Raw genomic sequence first — 21,324 nt, 5'->3', positions numbered from 1 at the left:
CCTTATCGTGTGGCTGTGGACAGGTGCGTGGCGTGCGGAGCCGAGCTCGGCGTGGGTCGGTTCTGCCTCAACTGCGGACACCCCGTCGGCGCCCCGGCCCCGACGCCCCCGCCCGAACCCGCGCCCGAACCCAGGCCCGAGCCCACGCCCGAGCCCACGCCCGAGCCCAGCCCCCGGCCGACAGCCGAGCCGGCACCGACTCCCGCGCCCGTGCCCCCGCCCGTGCCCCCGCCCGTGCGGCCGATGCCGGCACGGCCGGTCGCGCCGCCCGCGCAAGCAGCCGACCCCGTCGCCGCACCCGTCACGCCCCCGGCAGCCACGACCCCCGCCACCCCGACGCGGAGGCCGTCGCTGCCGAAGCTGCCCGGGCGCCCGAAGCGGCCCGCGCGCCCGGAGAGGGCCACGCGCGAGCGCCCGCCCGGTCGTCGTACGGCCTGGGACCCGGACGAGGAGCTGCTGCCCTACGAGGAGGTCGACGGCCTCGAACCCGACTACCCCGTGCACGGGCGCGCCTGGATCGCGTGGGTCGCGGGTGCCGCCCTGCTCGTGGGCCTCGTGCTCGTGCTCCTGCAGGTCTTCGCCACCGACGACGAGGACGTCGCGGCCGACCCCGGCAGCACGGACTCGGCCTCGGTCGACCCCTCGGGCACCTCGGAGCCCGACCCCGGCTCCGAGGAGACGGCCCCGGCATCGAACGAGGGACCCACCGGCACCGGCCCGCGGATCCAGCTGGCCACCGGGGCGACCTTCGTCGTGCCGGACACCGCGCCGCCGACCCAGGACTTCGACGGCACGACGGTCGCCTACGACGCGTCCCAGATGGGCGACGGCAACCCGAGCACCGCGTGGCGCACCGAGGGCGACGCCACCGGCGAGACCATCACGGTCGCGCTCACCGAGCCCGGCGTCGTCTACCGGGTCGGCCTGGTCAACGGCTACTCCAAGCAGGTCGAGGGCGTCGACTGGTACCCCAACAACCGCCGGATCCTCGCGGTCACCTGGACCTTCGACGACGGCAGCACCCTCGCCCAGACCTTCGCCGAGCGACCCGGCCTGCAGATGCTCAAGGTGCCGCCGGTCGAGACGAGGACCGTGACGATCACCTTGGACTCGGTGACGCCGCCCGGTACCGGCAACCTCGGGCGCGACTACACCGCGATCAGCGAGGTCTCGGTCATCGGGCGCTCAGCCGACTGAGCACCGCCGCCGCCTGCTCGGCGTCGGCCCGGCTGACGTCGAGGTGGGTGACGAGCCGGACCGCGCGCGGACCCACCGCCGAGATCCGCACCCCCTCGTCGGCCGCCTGCGCGACGAACGCCGCGGCGTCCGGCCGCTCGACGACGACGATGTTGGTGTCGACGTCGCCCGGGTCGAGGCCGAGGGCCTCCCCGAGCAGCCGCGCGTGGGCGTGGTCGTCGGCGAGCCGCTCGACGTGGTGGTCGAGGGCGTACGCCGCTGCCGCCGCGAGCACGCCGACCTGGCGCATCCCGCCGCCCATCCGCTTGCGCCGCACCTTGGCCTCCCCGATCGCGTCGGCGGAGCCGACCATCAGGGAGCCGACGGGCGCGCCGAGGCCCTTGGAGAGGCAGACCGCGAGGACGTCGGCGATCCGGCCGTAGTCCGCGAGCGGGGTACCGGTCGCGACGTGGGCGTTCCACAGCCGGGCACCGTCGACGTGGACCTTGGTGCCCACCGAGTCGGCCCAGGCACGGAGGGCGCGCAGGTCCTCGATCGGCAGGATCGCGCCGCCGGCGAAGTTGCCGGTGTTCTCGACGGAGACCGCGGCGGTGCGCACGAAGTACATCCCCATGTCGGGGGCGAACATCGACTCGATGGCCGGCAGGTCGACCTGTCCCCGGGCGTGGGTCCAGGTGCGCATGGTGAGACCCGAGATCGCTCCGTGCGCGCCGAGCTCGGCGCGCGCGATGTGGGCCGAGGACTCGCAGAGCACCTCCTGCCCGGGTGCGACGAGCGAGGCGACGGCCAGGACGTTGGCCATCGAGCCCGTCGGGGTGAAGAGGGCCGCCTCGTGGCCGAACATCGCGGCCACCCGCTCCTGCAGCGCGTTGACCGTCGGGTCCTCGCCGTAGACGTCGTCACCGACCTCCGCACGGGCCATCGCCTCGCGCATCGCGTCGGTCGGCCGGGTGAGGGTGTCGGAGCGCAGGTCGATCACCCGACCATCCAACCAGTGGCCGTCGACCTACGGACGGGCGGTGTGCCTTCGGCAGCCGTGCTTCGACACGCCCGTCGGCCGGGTTCGCGAGCTCACCCGGTCGGGGCTTGCTCAGCCCCTTCGGCCACGCGCCCGCTCGCACGCTCGCGGTCGCTGCCTCAGGCCTTCCGCAGCATCTCGGCGACGAGGAAGGAGAGCTCGAGGGACTGGACCCGGTTGAGGCGGGGGTCGCAGACGGACTCGTAGCGGTTGGCCAGGCCGGCCTCGTCGATCTCCTCGCCGCCGCCGACGCACTCGGTGACGTCGTCACCGGTCAGCTCGACGTGGACGCCTCCGGGCCAGGTGCCGAGGCTGCGGTGCACGTCGAAGAAGCCCTGGACCTCGTCGATGACGTCGTCGAAGCGGCGGGTCTTGTAGCCCGAGGACGCCTCGAAGGTGTTGCCGTGCATCGGGTCGCAGACCCACGCCACGTTGAGCCCCTCGGCCGTGACCTTCTCCACGAGGGCCGGCAGGCCGTCGCGGATCTTGCCCGCGCCGAAGCGGGTGATGAAGGTGAGCCGGCCCGGGGTGTTGTCGGGGTTCAGGCGCGCGGCGTAGGCCAGGGCGTCGTCCGGCGTGGTCGTCGGGCCGAGCTTGATGCCGATCGGGTTCCTGATCCTCGACAGCAGCTCGACGTGGGCGCCGTCGAGCTGACGGGTGCGCTCGCCGATCCACACGAAGTGCGCCGAGACGTTGTAGGGAGCGTCCGTGCGCGAGTCGATGCGCGTGAGGGACTGCTCGTACTCCAGCAGCAGCGCCTCGTGGCTGGAGTGGAAGTCGACGCGGTGGAACTCGTCGGGGTCGGCGCCGATCGCCTGCATGAAGGTCAGTGCGCGCTCGATCTCGTCGGCCACCGCCTCGTAGCGCTGGCCGAAGGGCGAGTTCTGCACGAAGTCGGTGTTCCATGTGTGGACCTGGCGCAGGTCGGCGTAGCCGCCGGTGACGAACGCGCGGACCAGGTTGAGCGTCGCCGCCGAGTTGTTGTAGACCTCGACCAGCCGCTGCGGGTCGGGGATGCGTGCCTCGGGGGTGAAGTCGTAGCCGTTGACGGCGTCGCCGCGGTAGGCCGGGAGGGTCACGCCGTCGCGGGTCTCCATGTCGGAGCTGCGGGGCTTGGCGTACTGGCCGGCGAGGCGGCCGAGCTTCACCACCGGCACCGAGGCGGCGTACGTCAGGACGACCGCCATCTGCAGCAGGACGCGCAGCTTGTTGCGGACGTTGTCGGCGGTGACGCCGGCGAAGGTCTCGGCACAGTCACCGCCCTGGAGCAGGAACGCCTCGCCGCGGCTGACCGCCGCGATCTTCTCGGTGAGGTCGTCGCACTCGCCCGCGAAGACGAGCGGCGGCGCAGTCCTGAGACGAGCCACAGCGGTGTCGACCGCCCCCGCGTCGGGGTAGGTCGGCTGCTGCTTCGGGTCGAGGGCGTGCAGCTGCTCGAGGGTGGGGATGGCACTCACCCCACAAGGGTACGGCGAGCGGGTCTGCCCACCCGAACCGTGACCGAGCGGTGGTCGTCACAGGCCGGGGGTGAGGATCCCGTCGGCCTCGTCGATCCGGAGGCCGCCGGACGGCGTGCGGCTCGCCTCGAGCGTCCCGGTGACGATCGAGGGGTAGGGGTAGCTGATGTGGCCGGGCGCGCCCTCTCGCGAGGTGGTCCAGAGCCGGTCCTCGAAACCGACCTCGCCGCGGAACTGGTGGTTCTCCAGGACCAGCCGGTCGGCGCTCGCCTGCCCCACGACGTAGGACGCCTCCCCGCGGTAGAACAGCGAGCCGTGCGAGACCTCGAGGATCCCGTCGCGCTGGTGGACGGTCTGGTCGTGGACCTCACCGCTCAGGTAGACGTCGACGCCGCCCTCGACCATCGCCTTCCACAGGTCGGAGCGGGTGCCCTTCTCGTAGACGAGGTGGCTGGAGTTGCGGGTGCGGACCTTGCCCGTCATCGGCGTGTGGCCCTGCACCATCACCCACGGCACGCCGTCCTGCTTCGCCCTGCGCAGCACGCCCTTGAACCACCTGAGCTGGGCCGGGTCGACCGAGACGTGCACGTCTCCCCCGCGACGCTGGAAGACGTCGATGGTCACCAGGAGGACGTGGGCGTCGAGGCGGACGGCGTACGCCGTGTCCTGCGCGGGTCCGCGCCGGGGCCGGTCGGTGAAGCGGCGCTTCCCGTCGGCGCGGGTCAGCATCTGCTCGGCGTAGATCTTCTTGAACTGGGGGACGTGGCGGCGCTTGAAGTCGATCCACGGGTCGCGCCGGCGGCTGGACCACGAGTCGTCGCCGATCTCGTGGTCGCCCACGGCGGTGTACGTCGACAGGCCGTGGTCGCGGAACCGCTGGCGGTAGGCCGGGTAGTAGACCTCCGCCGCCCGGCGCCACGCCCGCATGCGCTGGGCCTGCGTCCGCACCGGCCCGAACACCCCGGTCCTCGCGTCGTCGCGACCCCACCGGCCCTCGACGAGGTCGCCCGCCACGAGCACGTCGTCGGTGCCGTGCGAGGCCATCTCGCCGATCACGTGGTCGAGGGCGGCGTCGTACTCCGGGTTGGTGGAGTTGGCCACCTGCCCGGTCTTCTCCACGATGTAGGACTTCCGCCCGTCGGCGGTGAGGTCGGCGACGTCCTGGTTGAGGAAGTCGGGCGCCGAGACGAAGCGGTAGGCCCCGGGAACCTCGGGGGCCGCCGGCACGGGCGGACGGTCGCGCGGGCCGCGACGCTCGAGGTCGGTCGCCGGGTCGGACGTCGCGGGCGCCTCGGTCAGCGTCGGCGGGGGAAGGTCGCCGCCGGGGGTCGCGCTGGCCGACGGGGACGGCGGGGTGACCGACGAGCAGCCGAGCACCGAGGCGATCAGCAGCGCCAGGAGCGGGCCCGAAGGTCTGCCGATGGGTCGTCGTGTCACTCGCCCCACCGTAGACGGCGGACCTACCCCACCTGGGGTAGGCCCCGCCGTGTCGCTCGACGCGTCCGGTTCAGTCCTCGAGGTGGTCGATGTCGCGGAAGCCGGTCTTCTTGGCCCGGACCCCGCGGTTGGTCAGCCACGTGAGGGCCCAGAGCACGACACCGACGGCGAGCAGCCCACCGGCGATCTTGTACTGCACCATGTCGGCCTCGAGGCGTGCCCACGGACCGAGCAGGTAGGCGCAGAGCAGGGCGCCGACGACGGGGAGCCCCGCGGGTGCCCGGAAGGCGCCGTCGGGAGTGGCGTCGCGGCGCAGGACCAGGCAGGCGACGTTGACGATCGTGAAGACCGCGAGGAGCAGCAGCGCGGTCGTGCCGGACAGCGCCGAGACCACCGACGACTCCGAGTCGAGCGTGACCACGCTGATCAGGGCGAGGGCGAGGAGGGTGGTGAACAGGATCGCGGTCCACGGCGAGCGGCGACCCGGCAGGACCTTGCCGAGCGAGCGCGGCAGGACGTCCTGCTGGGCCATGCCGTAGATGAGGCGGCTCGCCATCAGCATGTTGATCAGGGCGGTGTTGGCGACGGCGAAGACGGTGAGGAACGGGAAGAGCGTGTCGATGGGCAGGTCGGGCGCGCCGATCTTCACCACGTCGAGCAGGATGCCGGCCTCGGCGTTGGTGGGCTCGGCGATCTGTCCGGCGGGGATGACGGCGACGACCGAGATCGCCACGAGCATGTAGATCACGACCGCGATGCCGAGGCCGGTCAGCATCGTGCGCGGGAAGATCTTCATCGGGTCCTTGGTCTCCTCGACCATGTTGACCGAGTCCTCGAAGCCGACCATCGAGAAGAACGCGATGGCCGTGGCGATGGTGACCGCCATGAAGAGGCCCTTGTCGTCGGGGCTCTCGAACACGGTGATCCGGCTGAGGTCGCCGTCGCCGCTGGCGATGACGAAGAAGCCGATGCCGATGACGATGGCGAGGGCGGTCATCTCGACGATCGTCAGGAGCACGTTGAACTTCACGCTCTCGCCGACGCCGCGCAGGTTGATCGCGGCGAGGACGAGCATGAAGGCGAGGGCCGTGAAGAGCGTGGCGCCCGAGCTCGGGTCGTCGTTGCCGAAGCCGATCAGCAGGTTCGCGGCGAGCAGGTTCGACGACGTCGAGGCGCTGGTGATGCCGGAGCACACCACGGTGAAGGCCACGAGGAACGTGACGAAGTGGATGCCGAAGGCCTTGTGCGTGTAGAGCGCCGCCCCGGCTGCCTGGGGGTACTTCGTGACCAGCTCGAGGTAGCTGAACGCGGTCACGGTGGCGACCGCGAACGCGACGAGGAACGGCAGCCACGCGATGCCCCCGACCTGGCCGGCGAGCTTGCCGGTGACGGCGTAGACGCCCGCACCGAGGATGTCGCCGACGATGAAGAGCAGCAGCAGCTTGGGCCCCAGGACCCGCTTGAGGTCCGCGTCCTCCGGCCCGTTGACGTCTTCCTGCGTGGCTTCGGTGGCGCTCATCGTGACTCCCGTCGTCGGTCCGTGCCCGGGCACGGTGATGCCACACCCTGTCGCGACAGGGCGGGACAGGGCAACCTCTGTCCTTCCCGTGGGCCTAGCGCGGGTGGCGGGCACCGACGTGCGTCCACGGACGGACGGCCTTCCGGCATTGGATCGTTCATCACTACTGTTCTGACCATGCCGAAGCGTGTTGCGCTCCTGACGGCCGGTGGCTACGCCCCGTGCCTCTCCTCCGCCGTCGGGGCCCTGATCGAGACCTACGACGCCACCGACCCCGACATCGAGCTGATCGCCTACCGGCACGGCTACCACGGCCTGCTGACCGGCAACAGCCTCGTCATCGGGTCCGAGGAACGGGCCGGCGCCGCCGTGCTGCACCGCTTCGGCGGGAGCCCGATCGGCAACAGCCGGGTGAAGCTCACCAACGACGAGGACTGCCGCCGGCGCGGCCTGATCGGCGAGGGCGAGACCGCGCTCGAGGTCGCTGCCCGGCGCCTGCAGGCCGACGGCGTCGACGTGCTGCACACCATCGGCGGCGACGACACGAACACCGCGGCGGCCGACCTGGCGGCGTACCTCCGCGGCCTGGGCTCCGAGCTCACCGTGGTCGGGCTGCCCAAGACCATCGACAACGACATCGTGCCGATCCGCCAGAGCCTCGGCGCGATCACGGCCGCCCAGGAGGCCTCGCGCTTCGCCCAGCACGTGCTCGCCGAGCACGGCTCGAACCCGCGGATGCTCATCGTCCACGAGGTGATGGGTCGGGCCAGCGGCTGGCTGACCGCGGCCGCGGCGCGCGACTACATGGACTGGCACGGCGAGCAGCAGTGGCTCCCCGGGATCGGCCTCGACCCCCGTCGCTGGGCGATCCACGCCGTCTACGTCCCCGAGCGCAGCATCGACCTCGCCGCGGAGGCCGCCCGCCTGCGCGCCGTCATGGACGAGGTCGGCTGCGTGAACATCTTCCTCGCCGAGGGTGCCGGCATCGACGACATCGTCGCCGACCTCGAGGCCGCCGGCGAGGAGGTCGGCCGCGACCCGTTCGGGCACGTCAAGATCGACACCATCAACCCCGGCCGCTACTTCGCCGACCGCTTCTCCGAGGCCATCGGCGCGGAGAAGAAGATGGTGCAGAAGTCGGGCTACTACTCCCGCTCGGCGCCCGCCAACGACAGCGACCTCCGGCTCATCCGCGAGATGGCCGAGCTCGCCGTCGCCTGCGCCCTCGAGGGCACGCCCGGCGTCATCGGCCACGACGAGGACCGTGGCGACGAGCTGCGCGCGATCGAGTTCGAGCGGATCGCCGGCCACAAGCCGTTCGACCCCTCGCAGGCCTGGTTCGCCGAGCTGATGGAGAAGACCGGCCAGGCCTGACCCGCCTCGCCACTGAGCCTCGTCGTCAGGCCTCGTCGTCAGGCCTCGTCCGTCAGGCCTCGTCCGTCAGGCCTCGGCCTTCTGGGTGACCCGCAGCCCGGCGGCGGGCAGGACGCGAGGCAGCGTCTGGAGGTAGGCCGCGCTCGCGACGGCGATGAGCGCGAGGACCCACCAGAGCGTGGTCTGCCCGTGGGCGAGGAGCCAGGTGAAGGCCACGGGCGTCACCGCACCACCGAGGCCCCAGCTGAGCTGGAACAGCCCGAGGTAGCGGCCACGGAGGTGGTCGGGCGCGGCCTCGGCGGCAGTGGCGCTGAAGACCGGTCCACCGGTCAGCTCGCCACACGTGTAGACGGCCGCGCCGACGAGCATCACCACGACGGCCAGCCACACCGGCAGCCACCCGGCGACGACGAACAGCACGTAGCTGACCACGAAGACCAGCTGGGCCAGGCCCATCATCCGGGCCCGCACGCGCCCGGTCATCCGACGTACGACGAGACCCTGACCCAGCCCGACGAGGGCGGTGTTCAGGGTGAAGATCGCGCCGACCACCCACCCGGGCAGGTCGATGGTCTCGGCGGCGTAGACGGGCAGCGCGAAGTTGAGCACCATCATCCCGACGACGAAGCCCATCTGCCCGAGCACCAGCCGGAGGTAGGCGCCGTCGCGCAGCACCACGCCCCAGCCCTCCACCGGCGCGTCGGCGTCGCGGGCGACCCGGTGGTCGGGCACGTCGAGCAGCAGGCCGAACGCCACCACGAAGGTGACCGCGTTGACCACGACGACGGCCTGGTACGCCGCGTCGGTGCCGACCTGGAGGGCGATGCCGGCGAGCACGCCTCCGACGGAGTAGCCGAGGTTGCGCACGGCCTGGAGGAAGCCGAACCACAGCTCCCGCTCCCCCGGCGCCGAGATCGCAGTGACGACGTTGCCGAACGATCCCCAGAAGGCCTGCCGGCCGAGGTTGAGCAGCGTCGTCCAGAGCGCGACGACGAGCAGCGTGTCGGCCCAGAGGTAGGCGATCATCCCCACTGCCTGGACGAGGTTGCCGACCAGCATCATCTTCCGCGGGCCGAAGCGGTCGACGAGGCTGCCGATCACGAAGGCGCCGGGCATGGTGAGCAGCGCGGAGAGCGACAGCGCCGAGCCGATCTGCACGAGCGAGAGCTCGGTCATGGCGAGGAAGTAGAGCAACGTGATCGGCATGAAGAGCCCGCTGCCGACGGTGTCGGCGACGATCGCCGTGACGAACCTGCGGTGCTCGCCGACCTGGGGGAATCCGAGACGGGTCAGCACTGGCCCACCCTAGGACGGAAACGGCCCCGCTATGTTTCGGCACATGACCTTCTCCATCGTGGCCCGGTCCGACGACGGCGAGTCCTGGGGCGTCGCCGTCGCCTCGAAGTTCCTGGCCGTCGGCTCGGCGGTCCCGGCCGCGGCGGCCGGGGTCGGCGCCATCGCCAGCCAGGCCGACGCCAACCTCGCCTACAAGTACCTCGGCCTCGCCCACCTCGACGAGGGCGCGACTGCGCAGGTGGCCCTCGACCGGCTGGTCGAGGAGGACGACGGCCGCGAGCACCGGCAGGCCGGGATCGTCGACTCCGACGGCAACGCCGCGACCTGGACGGGCTCGGAGTGCTTCGCCTGGGCCGGCGGCACGACCGGCCGCAGCGGCGAGCGCGGCGGCTACGCCATCCAGGGCAACATCCTCACCGGACCCGAGGTCGTCGAGGCGATGGAGCGGGCCTGGCTCGCCACCCCCGACGAGACCCTCGAGCGACGGCTGCTCGCCGCCCTGGCGGCCGGTGACGAGGCGGGCGGTGACAGCCGCGGTCGGCAGAGCGCGGCCCTCCTCGTCGTGCGCGACGGGGCGGGCTACGGCGGCCACGACGACGTGGCGGTCGACCTGCGCGTCGACGACCACGAGGCCCCGGTCACCGAGCTCGCGCGCCTGGTCGACCTGAACGAGCTCTACCTGACCGCCTCGACGGCCGAGGAGCAGGTGCCGGTCGACGACACGCTGATGTTCGAGCTGGAGACGCTCGCGAAGGCCGACGGCAAGGACAGCTTCCACATGTGGGTCGGCTCGGAGAACTACGAGATGCGCGTCGGCGAGGGCGCCCGGCCCGCCTGGATCGACCAGCGGATCCTCGACATCATCCGGGGCACCACCCGGGAGCAGCAGTCGTGAGCGTCCTGGCCATCGACGCCGGTACGACCGGGGTGACCGCCGTCGTGGTCACCGCGGACGGACGGATCCAGGCTAAGGGCTACCAGGAGTTCCGCCAGCACTTCCCCCACCCGGGCTGGGTCGAGCACTCGCCCGAGGAGATCTGGCAGGCCACGCTCGAGGCGACCCGCGAGGTCCTGGACAAGGTCGACCGGTCCGAGCTCACCGCGCTCGGGATCACCAACCAGCGCGAGACGGTCGTGCTGTGGGACCGCGAGACCCTCGGCTCGCCGCGCCGCGCGATCGTGTGGCAGGACCGGCGTACGGCCGACATCTGCGAGCGACTGCGCGCGGACGGCCACGAGGACCGGGTCGCCGAGCTCACCGGCCTCCGGCTCGACCCCTACTTCTCCGGCACCAAGCTCGCGTGGCTCGCCGAGCACGAGCCGCACACGTGGGCGCTCGTGGAGTCCGGGAGGTACGCCGTCGGGACCGTCGACTCCTACCTGGTCGCGCGGATGACGCGCGGCACGTGGCACGTCACCGACGTCTCCAACGCCTGCCGCACGCTGCTCTTCGACCTCGAGGCCGGCGACTGGTCCGACGAGCTGTGCCGGCTCTTCGGCGTGCCGCGCGACGCGCTGCCCGACCTGGTGCCCAACTGGGGCGAGGTCGCGCCGACCGACCCGAAGGTGTTCCTCGGTCTCGAGCTCCCCATCGCAGGCATCGCCGGGGACCAGCAGTCGGCGCTCTTCGGGCAGACCTGCTTCGACGAGGGCGAGTCGAAGTGCACCTACGGCACCGGCTCGTTCATCCTCACCAACACCGGCAGCGAGGTCGTGCGCAGCGACGCCGGCCTGCTCTCCACGGCGGCCTGGCGCTCCCCCGACGGCGAGATGACCTACGCCCTCGAGGGCGCGATCTTCGTGACCGGGTCTGCCGTGCAGTGGCTGCGCGACGGCCTGCAGATCGTCGGCAACGCCGCCGAGACCGCGGCCATCGCCGCCACCGTCGACGACACCGACGGGGTCGTGTTCGTGCCGGCCCTGACCGGCCTCGGCGCCCCACACTGGGACCCGCACGCGCGCGGCATGATCATCGGGATCACCCGCGGCACCACCCGCGCCCACATCGTCCGCGCGACGCTGGAGGGGATCGCCTTCGAGGTGCGTGACGTGCTCGAGACGCTGCCCGAGCTGTCCACCCTGCGCGTCGACGGCGGCGCCGCGGCCAACGACTTCCTCTGCCAGCTCCAGGCCGACCAGGTCGGGCGCGCGGTCGAGCGACCCGAGATCGTCGAGACCACCGCGCTCGGAGCGGCCTTCCTCGCCGGGCTCGGCACCGGCGTCTGGAGCTCCACCGACGAGCTGCGGGAGACGTGGGCGCTCGACCGGCGGTTCGAGCCCGCCGGCGACCGCGACGCCCTCGACGCGTCGTACGCCCGCTGGGCCGACGCCGTCGAGCGCTCGAAGGGCTGGGGCGGCTAACCCGCCTGACTCGCGGCGATCGAGGAGGTCGCGCAGCGACCGTCACGAGACCTCCGGCCCCACCGCCGGTTGAGCAGGTCGCGCAACCCATCGCTGGTCGAGGAGGTCGCGCAGCGACCGTCACGAGACCCCCCAGCCTCGGTCGCCCGACCCTCGCCGCCTCCGCTGGTCGAGGAGGTCGCGCAGCGACCGTCACGAGACCCCTCAGCCCACCGCTGGTTGAGCAGGGCGCCCCGCGCCCGTGTCGAAACCAAGCCCACCCCACCGTTGGTCGAGGAGGTCGCGCAGCGACCGTCACGAGACCCGATCCGATCTTGACCGAACCTCTGAGCTCCCTCGGATGCGAGTGTCGGTGACGCGAGATATCATCGAACACAGTTTCGAGCGAGCGTGCTCGGGTCCTCCAGACAGCCGATCAACGGCCGTACACACCTCAGACACAGACCCCGTTTCCTGTCGTCGACCGCGCCACCACGTGCGCGGAGAGGTCCGTGTCCCGTGAGCAGCCGTCCACCCGATCGCCCTGAGAGTAAGGCTCCTGGCACGCCGTGGCGTGCGCCGGGTGTGGACGCGGACGCCTCTTCGCTGGTGACCGGTCTGCTGGCGCGGCTCGACGGGCTCCTGGACGACCTTGCAACGATGACGTTGGGCGGGATGGCGGATGCTGACGTGGTGCGGCTCCTCGACGCTGCCACGGTCGCATCGAGCAGGCTCACCAGCGTGCAGTGCCGCACCGCAGCCGAGGCCGACCGGCGCCGGCTGGGCGACAGCATCGGCGCCCGGCACACCCACCAGTGGTGGGCCCGCCGAAGCAACCTGACCCGCGCCGAAGCCAACCGCCTCACCGAGCTCGGCGTCGCGCTCGCTGACGACGTGCACGCCCCGACGGCATCCGCACTCGCCGCCGGCGCCATCCGGGCCGAGCAGGCCCGGGTCATCGTCGCCGCCGTCGACGCCCTCCCCGACCGTGTCGACGCCGACGTGCGTGAGAAGGCCGAGAGCATGCTGCTCGACCTCGCCGCGCAGCTCGACGCGAAGGACCTGAAGCAGCTCGGCAAGCAGATCCTCGACCACGTCGCCCCTGAAGTGGCTGAGTCCCATGAAGCAGCCGCCCTCGAAGCCGAAGAAGCCCGCGCGTTCGCCAACGTCGACCTCACCCTGACCGACGACGGCGAAGGCAGGTGCCGCGGGACGTTCGTCGTCCCCTCGCACATCGGGAAGATGTTCAAACGCCACCTGATGGCGCTGACGAACCCGGCCCGCCACACCGACGCCGACCTCAAGGACGAGACCGGCAACTGGAAGCCCTTACGCCGTCGACTCGGCGAGGCGTTCATCGAATACATCGAGCGCTACCCCCTCGACGCCACCTCACAGACCGCAGGCGTCAACGCCACCGTGGTCATCACCATGACCCTCGAACAGCTGCTGGGCGACGCAGCAGTCGCGCTGCTCGACGACGGCATCCGCCTCACCGCCGGCGAAGCACGCCGCCTCGCGTGCGAGGCCGCGATCATCCCAGCCGTCCTCGGATCGAAGTCCCAGCCCCTCGACCTGGGCCGCAGCGCCCGCTTGCACTCCAAAGCCCAACGCATCGCGCTCGGCCTCCGCGACGGCGGCTGCACCGCCCGCGGCTGCGAAACCACCGCGTCCGGGTGCCACGCCCACCACGACGACCCCTGGTCCAAGGGCGGCGCCACTGACCTGAGCAACGGCCGCCTCCTGTGCCCCCACCACCACCGCCTTGCCCACAGCAGCCGCTACGTCACGACCATCCACGCCGACAACACCCTCACCTTCATCTTGAGGACGTAGGCCGACCGCTCAGCACGGGCGAACCGCCCCAGGATGCAGCGCTGCGAAGCCGCGGCGAACCGCCGCGTACCGTCTGTGGGCGCGACATTGCGCCGCGTACCGTCTGGGGGCGCGACATTGCGCCGCCTGAGCACGACTCTTACCCCGGCGTCCACATGCCGAGTCGACATGACACCGACGGCGATCACCGAGACGGCGCGGCCACCTCAGAGGCTGTCGCGGGCTTCCTTGGCCGCGTCGACCTCGGCACGTGCCTCGTCCACGGCCTCCTCGGCCTCGGCCTGGGCCGCTTCGGCCTCGCCGAGGTCGTCGTCGATCTCCTCGAGGGTGTTCTCGAGGTCGACCACCCGGCTGCGCAGCTCGTCGAGCTCGGACTGCACCTGCAGCGTCCTCGCCTGGAGCTTCTCGACCTTGCGCCGGGCCGCGCGCTGCTCCTTCTCGGTCTCGCCGAGCACGACCTTGGCGTCGGCGACTCGCTCCTCGGCGGCCGCCCGCAGCTTCTTGTCCGCGTCCGGGTCGGGCACGACGCGGAGCTGGGGTCGCGCGTCGGGATCCGGGGCGGCGATCGGCCGCGCCGTCGCACTGAAGCCGAGCGCCTCGGGCAGCGCGACCGCGGCGCTGAGGTCGAGGTCCCCTAGCCCGGTGGCCGTGAGGGCGGTGACGAGCAGCCCGGAGCGCACGGCCTTCGCGGCGTCGGGCTCGAGCATCGCCGCGGTGAGGGTGGCCTCAACCTGGTCGGCCACCGATTCGGTGGTCTTCACGCCCTCGGCCCGCGCGTGGCGCCGGGCCGCGGTGGTGACGGAAGCGGTCAGCTGGCGGCGCTGCTTGGTGAGCTCGCGCAGCTGGGCGGCATCGAGGGCGTCCTGCGCCTCGCGCAGCGCCTCACCGACCGCGAGCACCTGGTCGACCTGGTCAGGGTCGCGACGGACCAGCAGGTTGACCACCCACGCCGCGAGCGACGACTTCTTCAGGCCCTTGATCGAGGCGGAGAGCGCCTTGTCGGCCTTGTGCTCCTTGGCCAGTGCGTCGCGCGCCGGCGTGAAGTCCGCGAGCGGCAGCGAGTAGAGGTCGTCGGCGATCTCCAGCAGAGGGTCGGCCACGCCGACGATCCTAGTGGGGTGCCGCCTCGGGACCCTCCCGGCCGAGCATGGGGCCGGACCGGTCGAGGACGTGGCTCCGTAGGCTCGGGTCGTGATCCCCGACGGCGCGCCGTACATCGACGCGACACCCGTGCCGGTCGACGTCTCCACCGAACCGTGGAGTCCCGAGGCGGCGGCATGGCGTCTGGACCGGCTCCGGGCCCACCTCCCGGTCCGCGTTCCGAAGGACGCCACGTTCGCCGGGGGCCAGGCCAATGATGCGTGGCTCTTCGATGGCGATGTCCTGCGCGTGTGCTGGCGTTCAGACCGTCGCAGGCTGCTGCGCGAGGCCCGCATCCTGGAGGAGCTGCCTGACGACATCCCGCACGCGGCTGTGTCCGCCGCCGGAGCCGCGGAGGACATGAGCTGGGTGCTGTCGCCGCGTCTGCCCGGTCAACCGCTGTTCACGATGGAGCATGTCAGCGCACCTGTGCTGCGGGACGTGTTCCGTCAGCTCGCCGGGCACCTGAGGGCGCTGCATGCGTGGTCGCCGTCCCCCAGCCTGCGAGACGAGCTCATCGAGCGCCCGGACATGTCCTTCGACCGGCCGATGTCGGTCTGGGCGGCCGACTTCGTGCCGCTCCCCATGGCGAGGCTCGAGGTGGTCGCCTCGCTGGCGAGGTCCGTGCCGTTCGTCGATCCTGCACTGGTGGACGCCGCAACGGCCCGGATCGGCTCGCTGGCGCGGCACGACCCGTTCTCCCCGGAGGCCGAGCTCGGTGATGCATGCGTGGTCCACGGAGACGCGACGGCGGCGAACGTCATGGTGCACGACGGCAGGATCAGCGGCCTGATCGACTTCGAGTACGCCCGGTGGGCACCGAGGGACCTCGAGCTGCTGAGCCCCGTCACGTTCGGGATGGGGTTCGGCGTGGACTGGTGGCAAGAGGACTACCCCGAGCTGTTCGCGGGCGAGCACGTACGCGATCGCGTCTGGCTGTACGAGCTGTGCTGCGCCGTTCGGGCGCTCGTCTGGTGGCCGCCCCAGTCCCCGCAGCGAGGCGATGCCACCGATCATCCGCCGGTCCAGCGGCTCAGGGAACTGGTGGAGGCTCCCACCCCCTGGTGACGACCAGCGCGATCCGTGGCCGCGGTCAGCGCGCGGCGTACTCCATCTCGGTCGGGTACGGCGGCCACGGACACTCCTGGGTGAGCCCGGTGGGGGCCCACCCGAGCGACTCGTAGAGCGCGCGGGCACGGGCGTTGGCCTCCAGCACCCAGAGCCGTCGGGCGCCGGCCGCCTCGGCCCGGGCGAAGCCCTCCCGACCGAGGCCGGCGCTCCAGTGGTCGGGCCGGACCGCGAGGTGCCGCAGGGTGCTGCCGTCGTGCGCCGCGAGGACGACCAGCCCCTGCTCGTCGTCGACGACGTCGACCACCACCTCCGGGTCGTCGAGGAGCAGCGCCCAGCGGGCGAGCACGTCGTCGTCGGGGTAGGGCAGGTCGCCGAAGACGTGGGCCAGCCCGGCCCGGCTCGCGACACGTTCGAGGTCGCGCAGGGCCACCACGTCGTCGACGGTGGCCCTCCTCCACAGCGTCCCCTGGGTCACGGACGACCCGCCTCGTCCCACGCGCGGTGCGACGCCAGCGTCCGGTCCCACAGGGACGCCCACTCGGCGTCGGTGACGTCGTCGGTCGGCAGCAGGAGCTCGTCGGCGAGCGCGGACCGCCAGTCGTCGTACGACGCCAGGTCGCGCTGGTCGCGCGAGCCGGGGGTCAGGACCTGGTGGACGAGGCCGCGGACGGTCAGCTGCCGGGCACCGTCGATCCGCTGGGCGACCAGGACCCGGCGGAAGGGCGAGCCCTCGCCGAGGCCGAGCACGGCGTGCGCAGCGGCGATCGCGTCCGGCGAGTGGTCGCGCGAGGTGACGACGATGCCGCCCAGCACGCCACCGGGCAGGTGCCGGTAGGTCCACGCGGCAGGTCCGGTCGGGCGACCGGCCGCCTGGGCGCCGTAGCCGGCGCCGATGCCGTAGGACCACCCGTCGACGACGTGGTCACCCCGCACGAGCGGCAGCGGCTCGGCGAAGCCCTCCCCCAGCCCCGCGTCGGCCCACCAGTGGCCGCCCGGGTTGTCGTCGGAGGGGAGGCCGGAGACCACGAGCACGAGGTGGTTGAGGTCGGTGGCGAGCTGCGTCCCGGGACTCGTCCAGACGTGCCCGTGGCGGCGACTGACCGAGAAGCCGAGCTCGGTGAGCAGCCACGCGAAGGCGCCGTTCTGCTGGAAGCAGTAGCCGAGCCGGCCGCCGGTCGTGACCCGCTCGACGCCGTGTGCGGGATCGACCGGGTCGGGGCGTCCGAGCATGATCGAGAGGTTGTCGTAGGGGACGCGCGACACGTGGGCGCGGTGCACCTCTCGGAGGCCGGCGAGGGTGGCCGCGGGTCGCCCGGTGAGACCGAGCCTGCCGAGGTAGCGATCGACCTCGGGACCCTCGTCAGGCACCTCTTGACCCCTTCCGTACCGCTCCTGTGGACCTGCCGTTGCCGAAACCTACCCCCACAGGTACCGGTCTGGTCCGGGGTACCCAATTTCAGGGTTGAACACGGGTGGACGCGGTGTTGTCGTGAGGACCGGTCCTCCTCCCGGGACCGTTTCATGGGGGTGAAACACCGATGTTCCGACTCTTCCCGACCGTCCTCGCCGCGTCTCTCGCGATGCTCGTCGTCGCTCCGGCCCAGCCCGGCGCGGCCGCCTCGGGTCCGGCCGCCTCGCCGGCCCAGGTGACGGTGATCCAGGCCGTGCCCGGCGCCACCGTCGGGGTCGCCATCGACGGCGAGTCCGTCGCCGAGGACGCCGAGGTGGGTGCCGTGCTCGGCCCCTTCGACCTCGCCCCCGGCACCCACGACGTCACCTTCACCGGGGACGACATGCAGGTCGACTCGACGCTCGACGTCGCGGCCGGTGCCTCCAGCGACGTCGTCCTCCACCTGCCTGCCGCCGTCGGCGGGGACCCGGTGGTCCACTCCTACGCCGCCCCGACGGGGCCGATCGGCCCCGGCAAGGCGCGGGTCCTGCTCGCCCACACCGCGACCGTCGCGCCCGCCGACGTCGAGGTCGACGGCAAGACGGTCTTCACCAACATCGCCAACGGCGAGTTCGCCGACGCCGACGTGCCCGAGGGCACCATCTCGGTGGCGCTCCTGCCCTCCGGCTCCACCGACGACCCGATCCTCGGCCCGCTCGACGTGAGCCTGGAGGGCAGCACGCTGTCGATGATCTACGCCTACGGCAACCCGCGCGACGGGTCGATGAACGTCATCGCGCACACCGAGGCGCTGTCCTCCGACGGCTCCGTCGAGCCCTCCCGCATCGACACCGGGTCCGCCGGGCTCGTCCGTGACCCCGTCAGCACGTTCGCGGGCGGATCCGGCTCGGGCACTCCGCTGGTCTGGTGGGTGGCGCTCGTCGCGCTGCTCGTGCCTGCCGCGGCTAGTGCCCCCGTCGTACGCCGCCGTCTCCGGCGTACGACGTCGCGCTCGCGGCTCGGATGACGCCGGCGCGGACCCTGGGGCTCGTCGTGGCACTCGCCGTCCTGGCCGCCGGCTGCGCCGGGACCGCCGCACCGGACGTGGCGGCTCCTGCCCGGACGAGCACGAGCGCCGCGCCCGCCCCGTCCGCCGACCCCAGCAGCGTCGCCCCGGCGACCCGCGCCGACACCGTCGTACGTCCCCAGGTCCCCTCCCTCGTCGTCCTGCCCGGCGGGCGCCGGGTGCCGGTGCGAGCCGTCGGGACCACCCCGGCCGGGCTGCTCGCGGTGCCCGACGACATCGACGTCGCCGGCTGGTGGCGCGGCGGGGCGCGCATCGGCGACCCCTTCGGCTCGGTGCTCGTCGCCGCCCACGTCGACTCGACCACGCAGGGGCTCGGTCCGTTCGCCGAGCTGCTCACCGCCGAGAGCGGCGCACGGCTGCGGGTGGAGTCCGCCGGCCTGCACCAGGAGTTCGTGATCCGTGAGCGACGGCTGGTGCCGCAGGGCAGCCTCGTCGACGACTCCTGGATCTTCGACGCGTCGGGCGACCTGCGGCTCACGCTCGTGACCTGTGCCCCTCCGTACGACTCCTCGCGAGGCGGCTACCAGAACCTCGCGGTCGTCACCGCCCTCCCGCTCGGACCTCCGGAGACCTCGTGACCAAGAAGAAGCAGTACAAGAAGCAGCTCCCGACGGCTGTGCCACCGCAGCCGCGGCGCGGGCCCGACGCCGACGTCGACGGAAGGCCCGACGCCGGCCCGGACGCCAGCGCGGACGCCCGCCCCGACACCCGCCCCGACGCCCGGGCCGCCGCTCCCGCGTCTCCGTCGCTCCTGCCCGTCCAGGCACCCGAGCCCGAGCTGGAGCAGGTCCGCGAGGCGATCCGCCAGCTGGTCCACGACCTCGACGAGGACCCCGGTCCGGCCGCGGCGCAGACGCCGACGCCGGCACCCGCACCGGCTAAGGGACCGGCCAAGGCACCGGCCAAGGCGTCCGCGACCACCCAGGCCGCGCCAGCCAGGGCGGGGTCGGGCAAGGCTGCGCCGGGCAAGGCCGCGACCACCAAGGCTGCGTCGGCCAAGGCCGCACCCGCCAGGGCCGCGTCGGCCAAGGCTGCGTCGGCCAGACCAGCGACGCGACCGGCCACCCCATCCCAGACGGCCGCCCGGACCGCCCCTGCAGCACGACCGGCCGCCCGGACCGCCCCGGCCGCACGTCCCACGGCCCCAGCGTCCCTGCCGGCGCCGCCCGTCGAGCGCGAGCGGGCGTCCGGCCGGAAGGTGGCAGGGCTGGCGCTGCTGGTCCTGGTCTCAGCCGCGGTCGGCGGCGGCGTGGTGGCCTGGCAGCTCGGCAGCGACGACCCGCCGGCGCCGAGCGACACCCCGGCGGCCCAGCTCCCCGCGGGCTGGCCGGAGGCGGGCGCCTCGCGCACCCTGACCCGGGTGCGCTCCGACGGCAGCCTCGAGGTGACGCACTGGATCCACACCGAGGACCCGCTCGACCAGGTCGACGTCTCCCTGCCCGAGGCGGGCGAGGGCACCGCGGTCGTCGCGACGGACGTGCAGGTCACCGCCGACGGCGAGGCGGCCTCGGGTCCGGCGGAGATCACCTTCAGCCGCGCCACCTACGTCTTCTCCTCCGCGACGCTGATCCGGGTGACCTACGACCTCGACGGCGCCGTCCAGCGCAGTTCCTCCGCCACCGGACGCGGACTGGCGACCACGACCGCGCTCGACGTCTCGGCGACGCAGCCGCGCGACGTGCGAGTGATCCGGTCCGCGGAGGTCCTGTCCCTGTCCTGCGCGCCCACCATGGCCACCGAGCTGGTGCCGTGCGGCACCTCCGACGGGGACGGTGAGTGGAAGGTCCAGCTCACCGGGAGCGAGGCCGGCGGCCGGGTCGTGGCCGCGGTGACGGTGCCCTCCTGAGGAGCAGGCGTCAGGTCCTGCCCTGCCCGGTGTCCTCCGCCTCGTCCTCGTCGAGCCCGTGCTCGATGGCCCACCGGGTGAGCTGGACGCGGTTGTTCATCTGGAGCTTGCGCAGCGTGTTCTGCACGTGGTTCTGCACGGTGCGGTGCGACAGCACGAGCCGGGTGGCGATCTGCTTGTAGCTCATCCCCGTGGCCACCATCCGGAGGATCTCGGTCTCCCGCTCGGTGAGCTGGTCGCGCGGGTCGTCAGCCGGCCCGTCGGCGATCCGACGGAACTCCCCCAGCACCAGCCCGGCCAGGCCGGGCGTGAAGACGGTGTCGCCGTCGGCCACCCGGGACACCGCGTCGACCAGCTCGGCGGACGACGCGGACTTCACGAGGTAGCCCGTGGCCCCGGCCTTGATGGCGTCGAGCACGTCGCCCTGCTCCCCGCTCGCGGACAGGATCAGGACCCGGGCGGTCGGGTCGTGCTCGAGCATCATGCTCGTGACCTGCACCCCGCTGTGGTCGGGCAGCTGGAGGTCGAGCACCACGACCTGCGGCGCGGCGGCGGGGAACCTCGCCATCGCCTCTCGCCCGTTGGACGCGACCGCCACGACGTCGTGACCTGCCGCCTGCAGGTCGCGCTCGACCGCGTCACGCCACATCGGGTGGTCGTCGACCACCATCAACCGCACCATCGGACTCCCCCGTCCCACGAGTTGGATGGATCGTAGACCGACTACCCGCCCGGCTGCTGGTAACGACCCCGGCGGTGCACCAACGGATCGTGGTCGTCACCGACCACGACCTCGCCGAGCCGGCTGGTCACCAGCCGGGACCAGCCGACCTCGACGTCCGACTCGACCTCGAGGGTCGCCCAGGTGGCGGCCCGCTCGAGCCGCGGGCCGTGGCCGGTGGACAGCCACTCGGCCATCCGCCACGGGCCACCCGGTGCCGGGGCGGTCCCCGCGAAGGCGTCGGCGAGGTCGCGCTCCGCCCACGTGAGCAGCTGCAGCACCCCGCGACCGGTCCCGAGCAGCACGTCGGTGAGGTCGGCGTCCGGGTCGAGCAGCGCGAGCACGCGCCCGGGCTCTCCGCCGGCGACCAGCCAGGACGTGACCGTGAGGCCCGCGCGCTCGCCGTCCACCGCCCCCGCCGTCCAGAGCGACACCGTGCCGCCGAGGCGCCCGCGCAGTCGTCGTACGGGGTCCCGGTCGCCCTCGGGCTCCAGGAACGGGTGGGTCGAGTGGATCGTCACGCGCTCCACGCTAGCGCCCGCCGGTTCGGCGAAACCGCGGTCACGGGCAGCGTGGATTGCCTACCCTCAGCGGG

General features: G+C 72.6%; 19 protein-coding genes. 9 read left to right on the top strand and 10 right to left on the bottom strand.

Annotation, left to right across the window (positions count from 1 at the left end):
* Positions 1-243: 243 nt before the first annotated feature.
* Positions 244-1,197, top strand: a complete 954-nt coding sequence (locus EUA93_RS15075; RefSeq protein ID WP_165355170.1) for an NADase-type glycan-binding domain-containing protein — start codon at positions 244-246, stop codon at positions 1,195-1,197.
* On the opposite strand, the gene EUA93_RS15070 is transcribed toward EUA93_RS15075, so the two are convergent.
* The 4 genes from EUA93_RS15070 to EUA93_RS15055 form a co-directional block, all read right to left on the bottom strand.
* Positions 1,175-2,176, bottom strand: a complete 1,002-nt coding sequence (locus tag EUA93_RS15070; protein WP_129400876.1) for a threonine aldolase family protein — start codon at positions 2,174-2,176, stop codon at positions 1,175-1,177. The genes EUA93_RS15075 and EUA93_RS15070 overlap by 23 nt on opposite strands.
* 158 nt (positions 2,177-2,334) lie before the next feature.
* Positions 2,335-3,672 carry a class II 3-deoxy-7-phosphoheptulonate synthase gene (locus EUA93_RS15065; protein WP_129400875.1) on the bottom strand — a complete coding sequence of 446 codons (1,338 nt, stop codon included), beginning with the start codon at positions 3,670-3,672 and terminating at the stop codon, positions 2,335-2,337.
* Positions 3,673-3,729: 57 nt separating this feature from the next.
* Positions 3,730-5,109 carry a metallophosphoesterase family protein gene (locus tag EUA93_RS15060; protein WP_129400874.1) on the bottom strand — a complete coding sequence of 460 codons (1,380 nt, stop codon included), beginning with the start codon at positions 5,107-5,109 and terminating at the stop codon, positions 3,730-3,732.
* 70 nt (positions 5,110-5,179) lie between these two features.
* Positions 5,180-6,628 (bottom strand): APC family permease, encoded by a 1,449-nt coding sequence (locus EUA93_RS15055; RefSeq protein ID WP_129400873.1) that lies wholly within the window; start codon positions 6,626-6,628, stop codon positions 5,180-5,182.
* 177 nt (positions 6,629-6,805) lie between these two features.
* Here EUA93_RS15055 and EUA93_RS15050 point away from each other — a divergent pair, with 177 nt between their 5' ends.
* Complete coding sequence (locus EUA93_RS15050) at positions 6,806-8,002, top strand: pyrophosphate--fructose-6-phosphate 1-phosphotransferase (RefSeq protein ID WP_207208696.1); 1,197 nt, start codon at positions 6,806-6,808, stop codon at positions 8,000-8,002.
* Between the two features lie 66 nt (positions 8,003-8,068).
* Here the strand turns inward: EUA93_RS15050 and EUA93_RS15045 are convergent, their stop codons facing one another.
* Positions 8,069-9,298, bottom strand: coding sequence for an MFS transporter (locus tag EUA93_RS15045; RefSeq protein WP_207208695.1), 1,230 nt, complete (start codon positions 9,296-9,298; stop codon positions 8,069-8,071).
* A 43-nt stretch (positions 9,299-9,341) separates the two neighbouring features.
* Between EUA93_RS15045 and EUA93_RS15040 the strand changes: the two genes are divergently transcribed.
* The 3 genes from EUA93_RS15040 (at position 9,342) to EUA93_RS15030 (ending at position 13,474) form a co-directional block, all read left to right on the top strand.
* Positions 9,342-10,193, top strand: a complete 852-nt coding sequence (locus tag EUA93_RS15040; RefSeq protein WP_129400872.1) for a DUF1028 domain-containing protein — start codon at positions 9,342-9,344, stop codon at positions 10,191-10,193.
* Entirely contained in the window at positions 10,190-11,659 is a 1,470-nt protein-coding gene (gene glpK, locus EUA93_RS15035) for a glycerol kinase GlpK (RefSeq protein ID WP_129400871.1), read from the top strand. The genes EUA93_RS15040 and glpK overlap by 4 nt, the downstream gene beginning before the upstream one ends.
* Before the next feature lie 588 nt (positions 11,660-12,247).
* Entirely contained in the window at positions 12,248-13,474 is a 1,227-nt protein-coding gene (locus EUA93_RS15030; protein WP_129400870.1) for an HNH endonuclease signature motif containing protein, read from the top strand.
* Positions 13,475-13,680: 206 nt separating this feature from the next.
* On the opposite strand, the gene EUA93_RS15025 is transcribed toward EUA93_RS15030, so the two are convergent.
* Positions 13,681-14,574, bottom strand: a complete 894-nt coding sequence (locus EUA93_RS15025) for a coiled-coil domain-containing protein 6 (RefSeq protein ID WP_129400869.1) — start codon at positions 14,572-14,574, stop codon at positions 13,681-13,683.
* A gap of 91 nt (positions 14,575-14,665) precedes the next feature.
* Here EUA93_RS15025 and EUA93_RS15020 point away from each other — a divergent pair, with 91 nt between their 5' ends.
* The gene (locus tag EUA93_RS15020; RefSeq protein ID WP_129400868.1) at positions 14,666-15,682 is read left to right on the top strand and encodes a phosphotransferase family protein; all 1,017 of its coding nucleotides are present in this window, start codon (positions 14,666-14,668) and stop codon (positions 15,680-15,682) included.
* A gap of 25 nt (positions 15,683-15,707) precedes the next feature.
* Here EUA93_RS15020 and EUA93_RS15015 read toward each other — a convergent pair whose 3' ends face one another.
* Entirely contained in the window at positions 15,708-16,160 is a 453-nt protein-coding gene (locus EUA93_RS15015; protein ID WP_165355169.1) for a GNAT family N-acetyltransferase, read from the bottom strand.
* Positions 16,157-17,053, bottom strand: coding sequence for an arylamine N-acetyltransferase family protein (locus EUA93_RS15010; RefSeq protein ID WP_129400867.1), 897 nt, complete (start codon positions 17,051-17,053; stop codon positions 16,157-16,159). Before EUA93_RS15010 ends, EUA93_RS15015 begins: the two co-directional genes overlap by 4 nt.
* Before the next feature lie 170 nt (positions 17,054-17,223).
* Between EUA93_RS15010 and EUA93_RS15005 the strand changes: the two genes are divergently transcribed.
* The 3 genes from EUA93_RS15005 to EUA93_RS14995 are packed head-to-tail and all read left to right on the top strand — an operon-like array spanning position 17,224 to position 20,008.
* Positions 17,224-18,102 carry a DUF4397 domain-containing protein gene (locus EUA93_RS15005; RefSeq protein WP_129400866.1) on the top strand — a complete coding sequence of 293 codons (879 nt, stop codon included), beginning with the start codon at positions 17,224-17,226 and terminating at the stop codon, positions 18,100-18,102.
* A 26-nt stretch (positions 18,103-18,128) separates the two neighbouring features.
* On the top strand, positions 18,129-18,740 hold the full coding sequence (locus tag EUA93_RS15000) for a class F sortase (protein WP_165355168.1): 612 nt from the start codon (positions 18,129-18,131) through the stop codon (positions 18,738-18,740).
* Positions 18,737-20,008 (top strand): hypothetical protein, encoded by a 1,272-nt coding sequence (locus EUA93_RS14995; RefSeq protein ID WP_129400864.1) that lies wholly within the window; start codon positions 18,737-18,739, stop codon positions 20,006-20,008. The genes EUA93_RS15000 and EUA93_RS14995 overlap by 4 nt, the downstream gene beginning before the upstream one ends.
* Positions 20,009-20,018: 10 nt before the next feature.
* Here EUA93_RS14995 and EUA93_RS14990 read toward each other — a convergent pair whose 3' ends face one another.
* Together EUA93_RS14990 and EUA93_RS14985 are read right to left on the bottom strand one after the other, a co-directional pair.
* Complete coding sequence (locus EUA93_RS14990; RefSeq protein WP_242497390.1) at positions 20,019-20,678, bottom strand: response regulator; 660 nt, start codon at positions 20,676-20,678, stop codon at positions 20,019-20,021.
* A 53-nt stretch (positions 20,679-20,731) separates the two neighbouring features.
* The gene (locus EUA93_RS14985; protein WP_129400863.1) at positions 20,732-21,250 is read right to left on the bottom strand and encodes a flavin reductase family protein; all 519 of its coding nucleotides are present in this window, start codon (positions 21,248-21,250) and stop codon (positions 20,732-20,734) included.
* Positions 21,251-21,324 lie beyond the last annotated feature (74 nt).

Source organism: Nocardioides oleivorans, assembly GCF_004137255.1.
Lineage (GTDB): Bacteria > Actinomycetota > Actinomycetes > Propionibacteriales > Nocardioidaceae > Nocardioides > Nocardioides oleivorans.
This window is presented reverse-complemented; position numbering and strand designations above follow the sequence as displayed.

Excerpts from the sequence above, each read along its gene's own strand:
- EUA93_RS14990 (WP_242497390.1), bottom strand. The coding sequence starts at position 20,678 with ATGGTGGTCGACGACCACCCGATGTGGCGTGACGCGGTCGAGCGCGAC.
- EUA93_RS15055 (WP_129400873.1), bottom strand. The coding sequence starts at position 6,628 with ATGAGCGCCACCGAAGCCACGCAGGAAGACGTCAACGGGCCGGAGGAC.
- EUA93_RS15075 (WP_165355170.1), top strand. The coding sequence starts at position 244 with ATGCCGGCACGGCCGGTCGCGCCGCCCGCGCAAGCAGCCGACCCCGTC.
- EUA93_RS15005 (WP_129400866.1), top strand. The coding sequence starts at position 17,224 with ATGTTCCGACTCTTCCCGACCGTCCTCGCCGCGTCTCTCGCGATGCTC.
- EUA93_RS15040 (WP_129400872.1), top strand. The coding sequence starts at position 9,342 with ATGACCTTCTCCATCGTGGCCCGGTCCGACGACGGCGAGTCCTGGGGC.
- EUA93_RS15050 (WP_207208696.1), top strand. The coding sequence starts at position 6,806 with ATGCCGAAGCGTGTTGCGCTCCTGACGGCCGGTGGCTACGCCCCGTGC.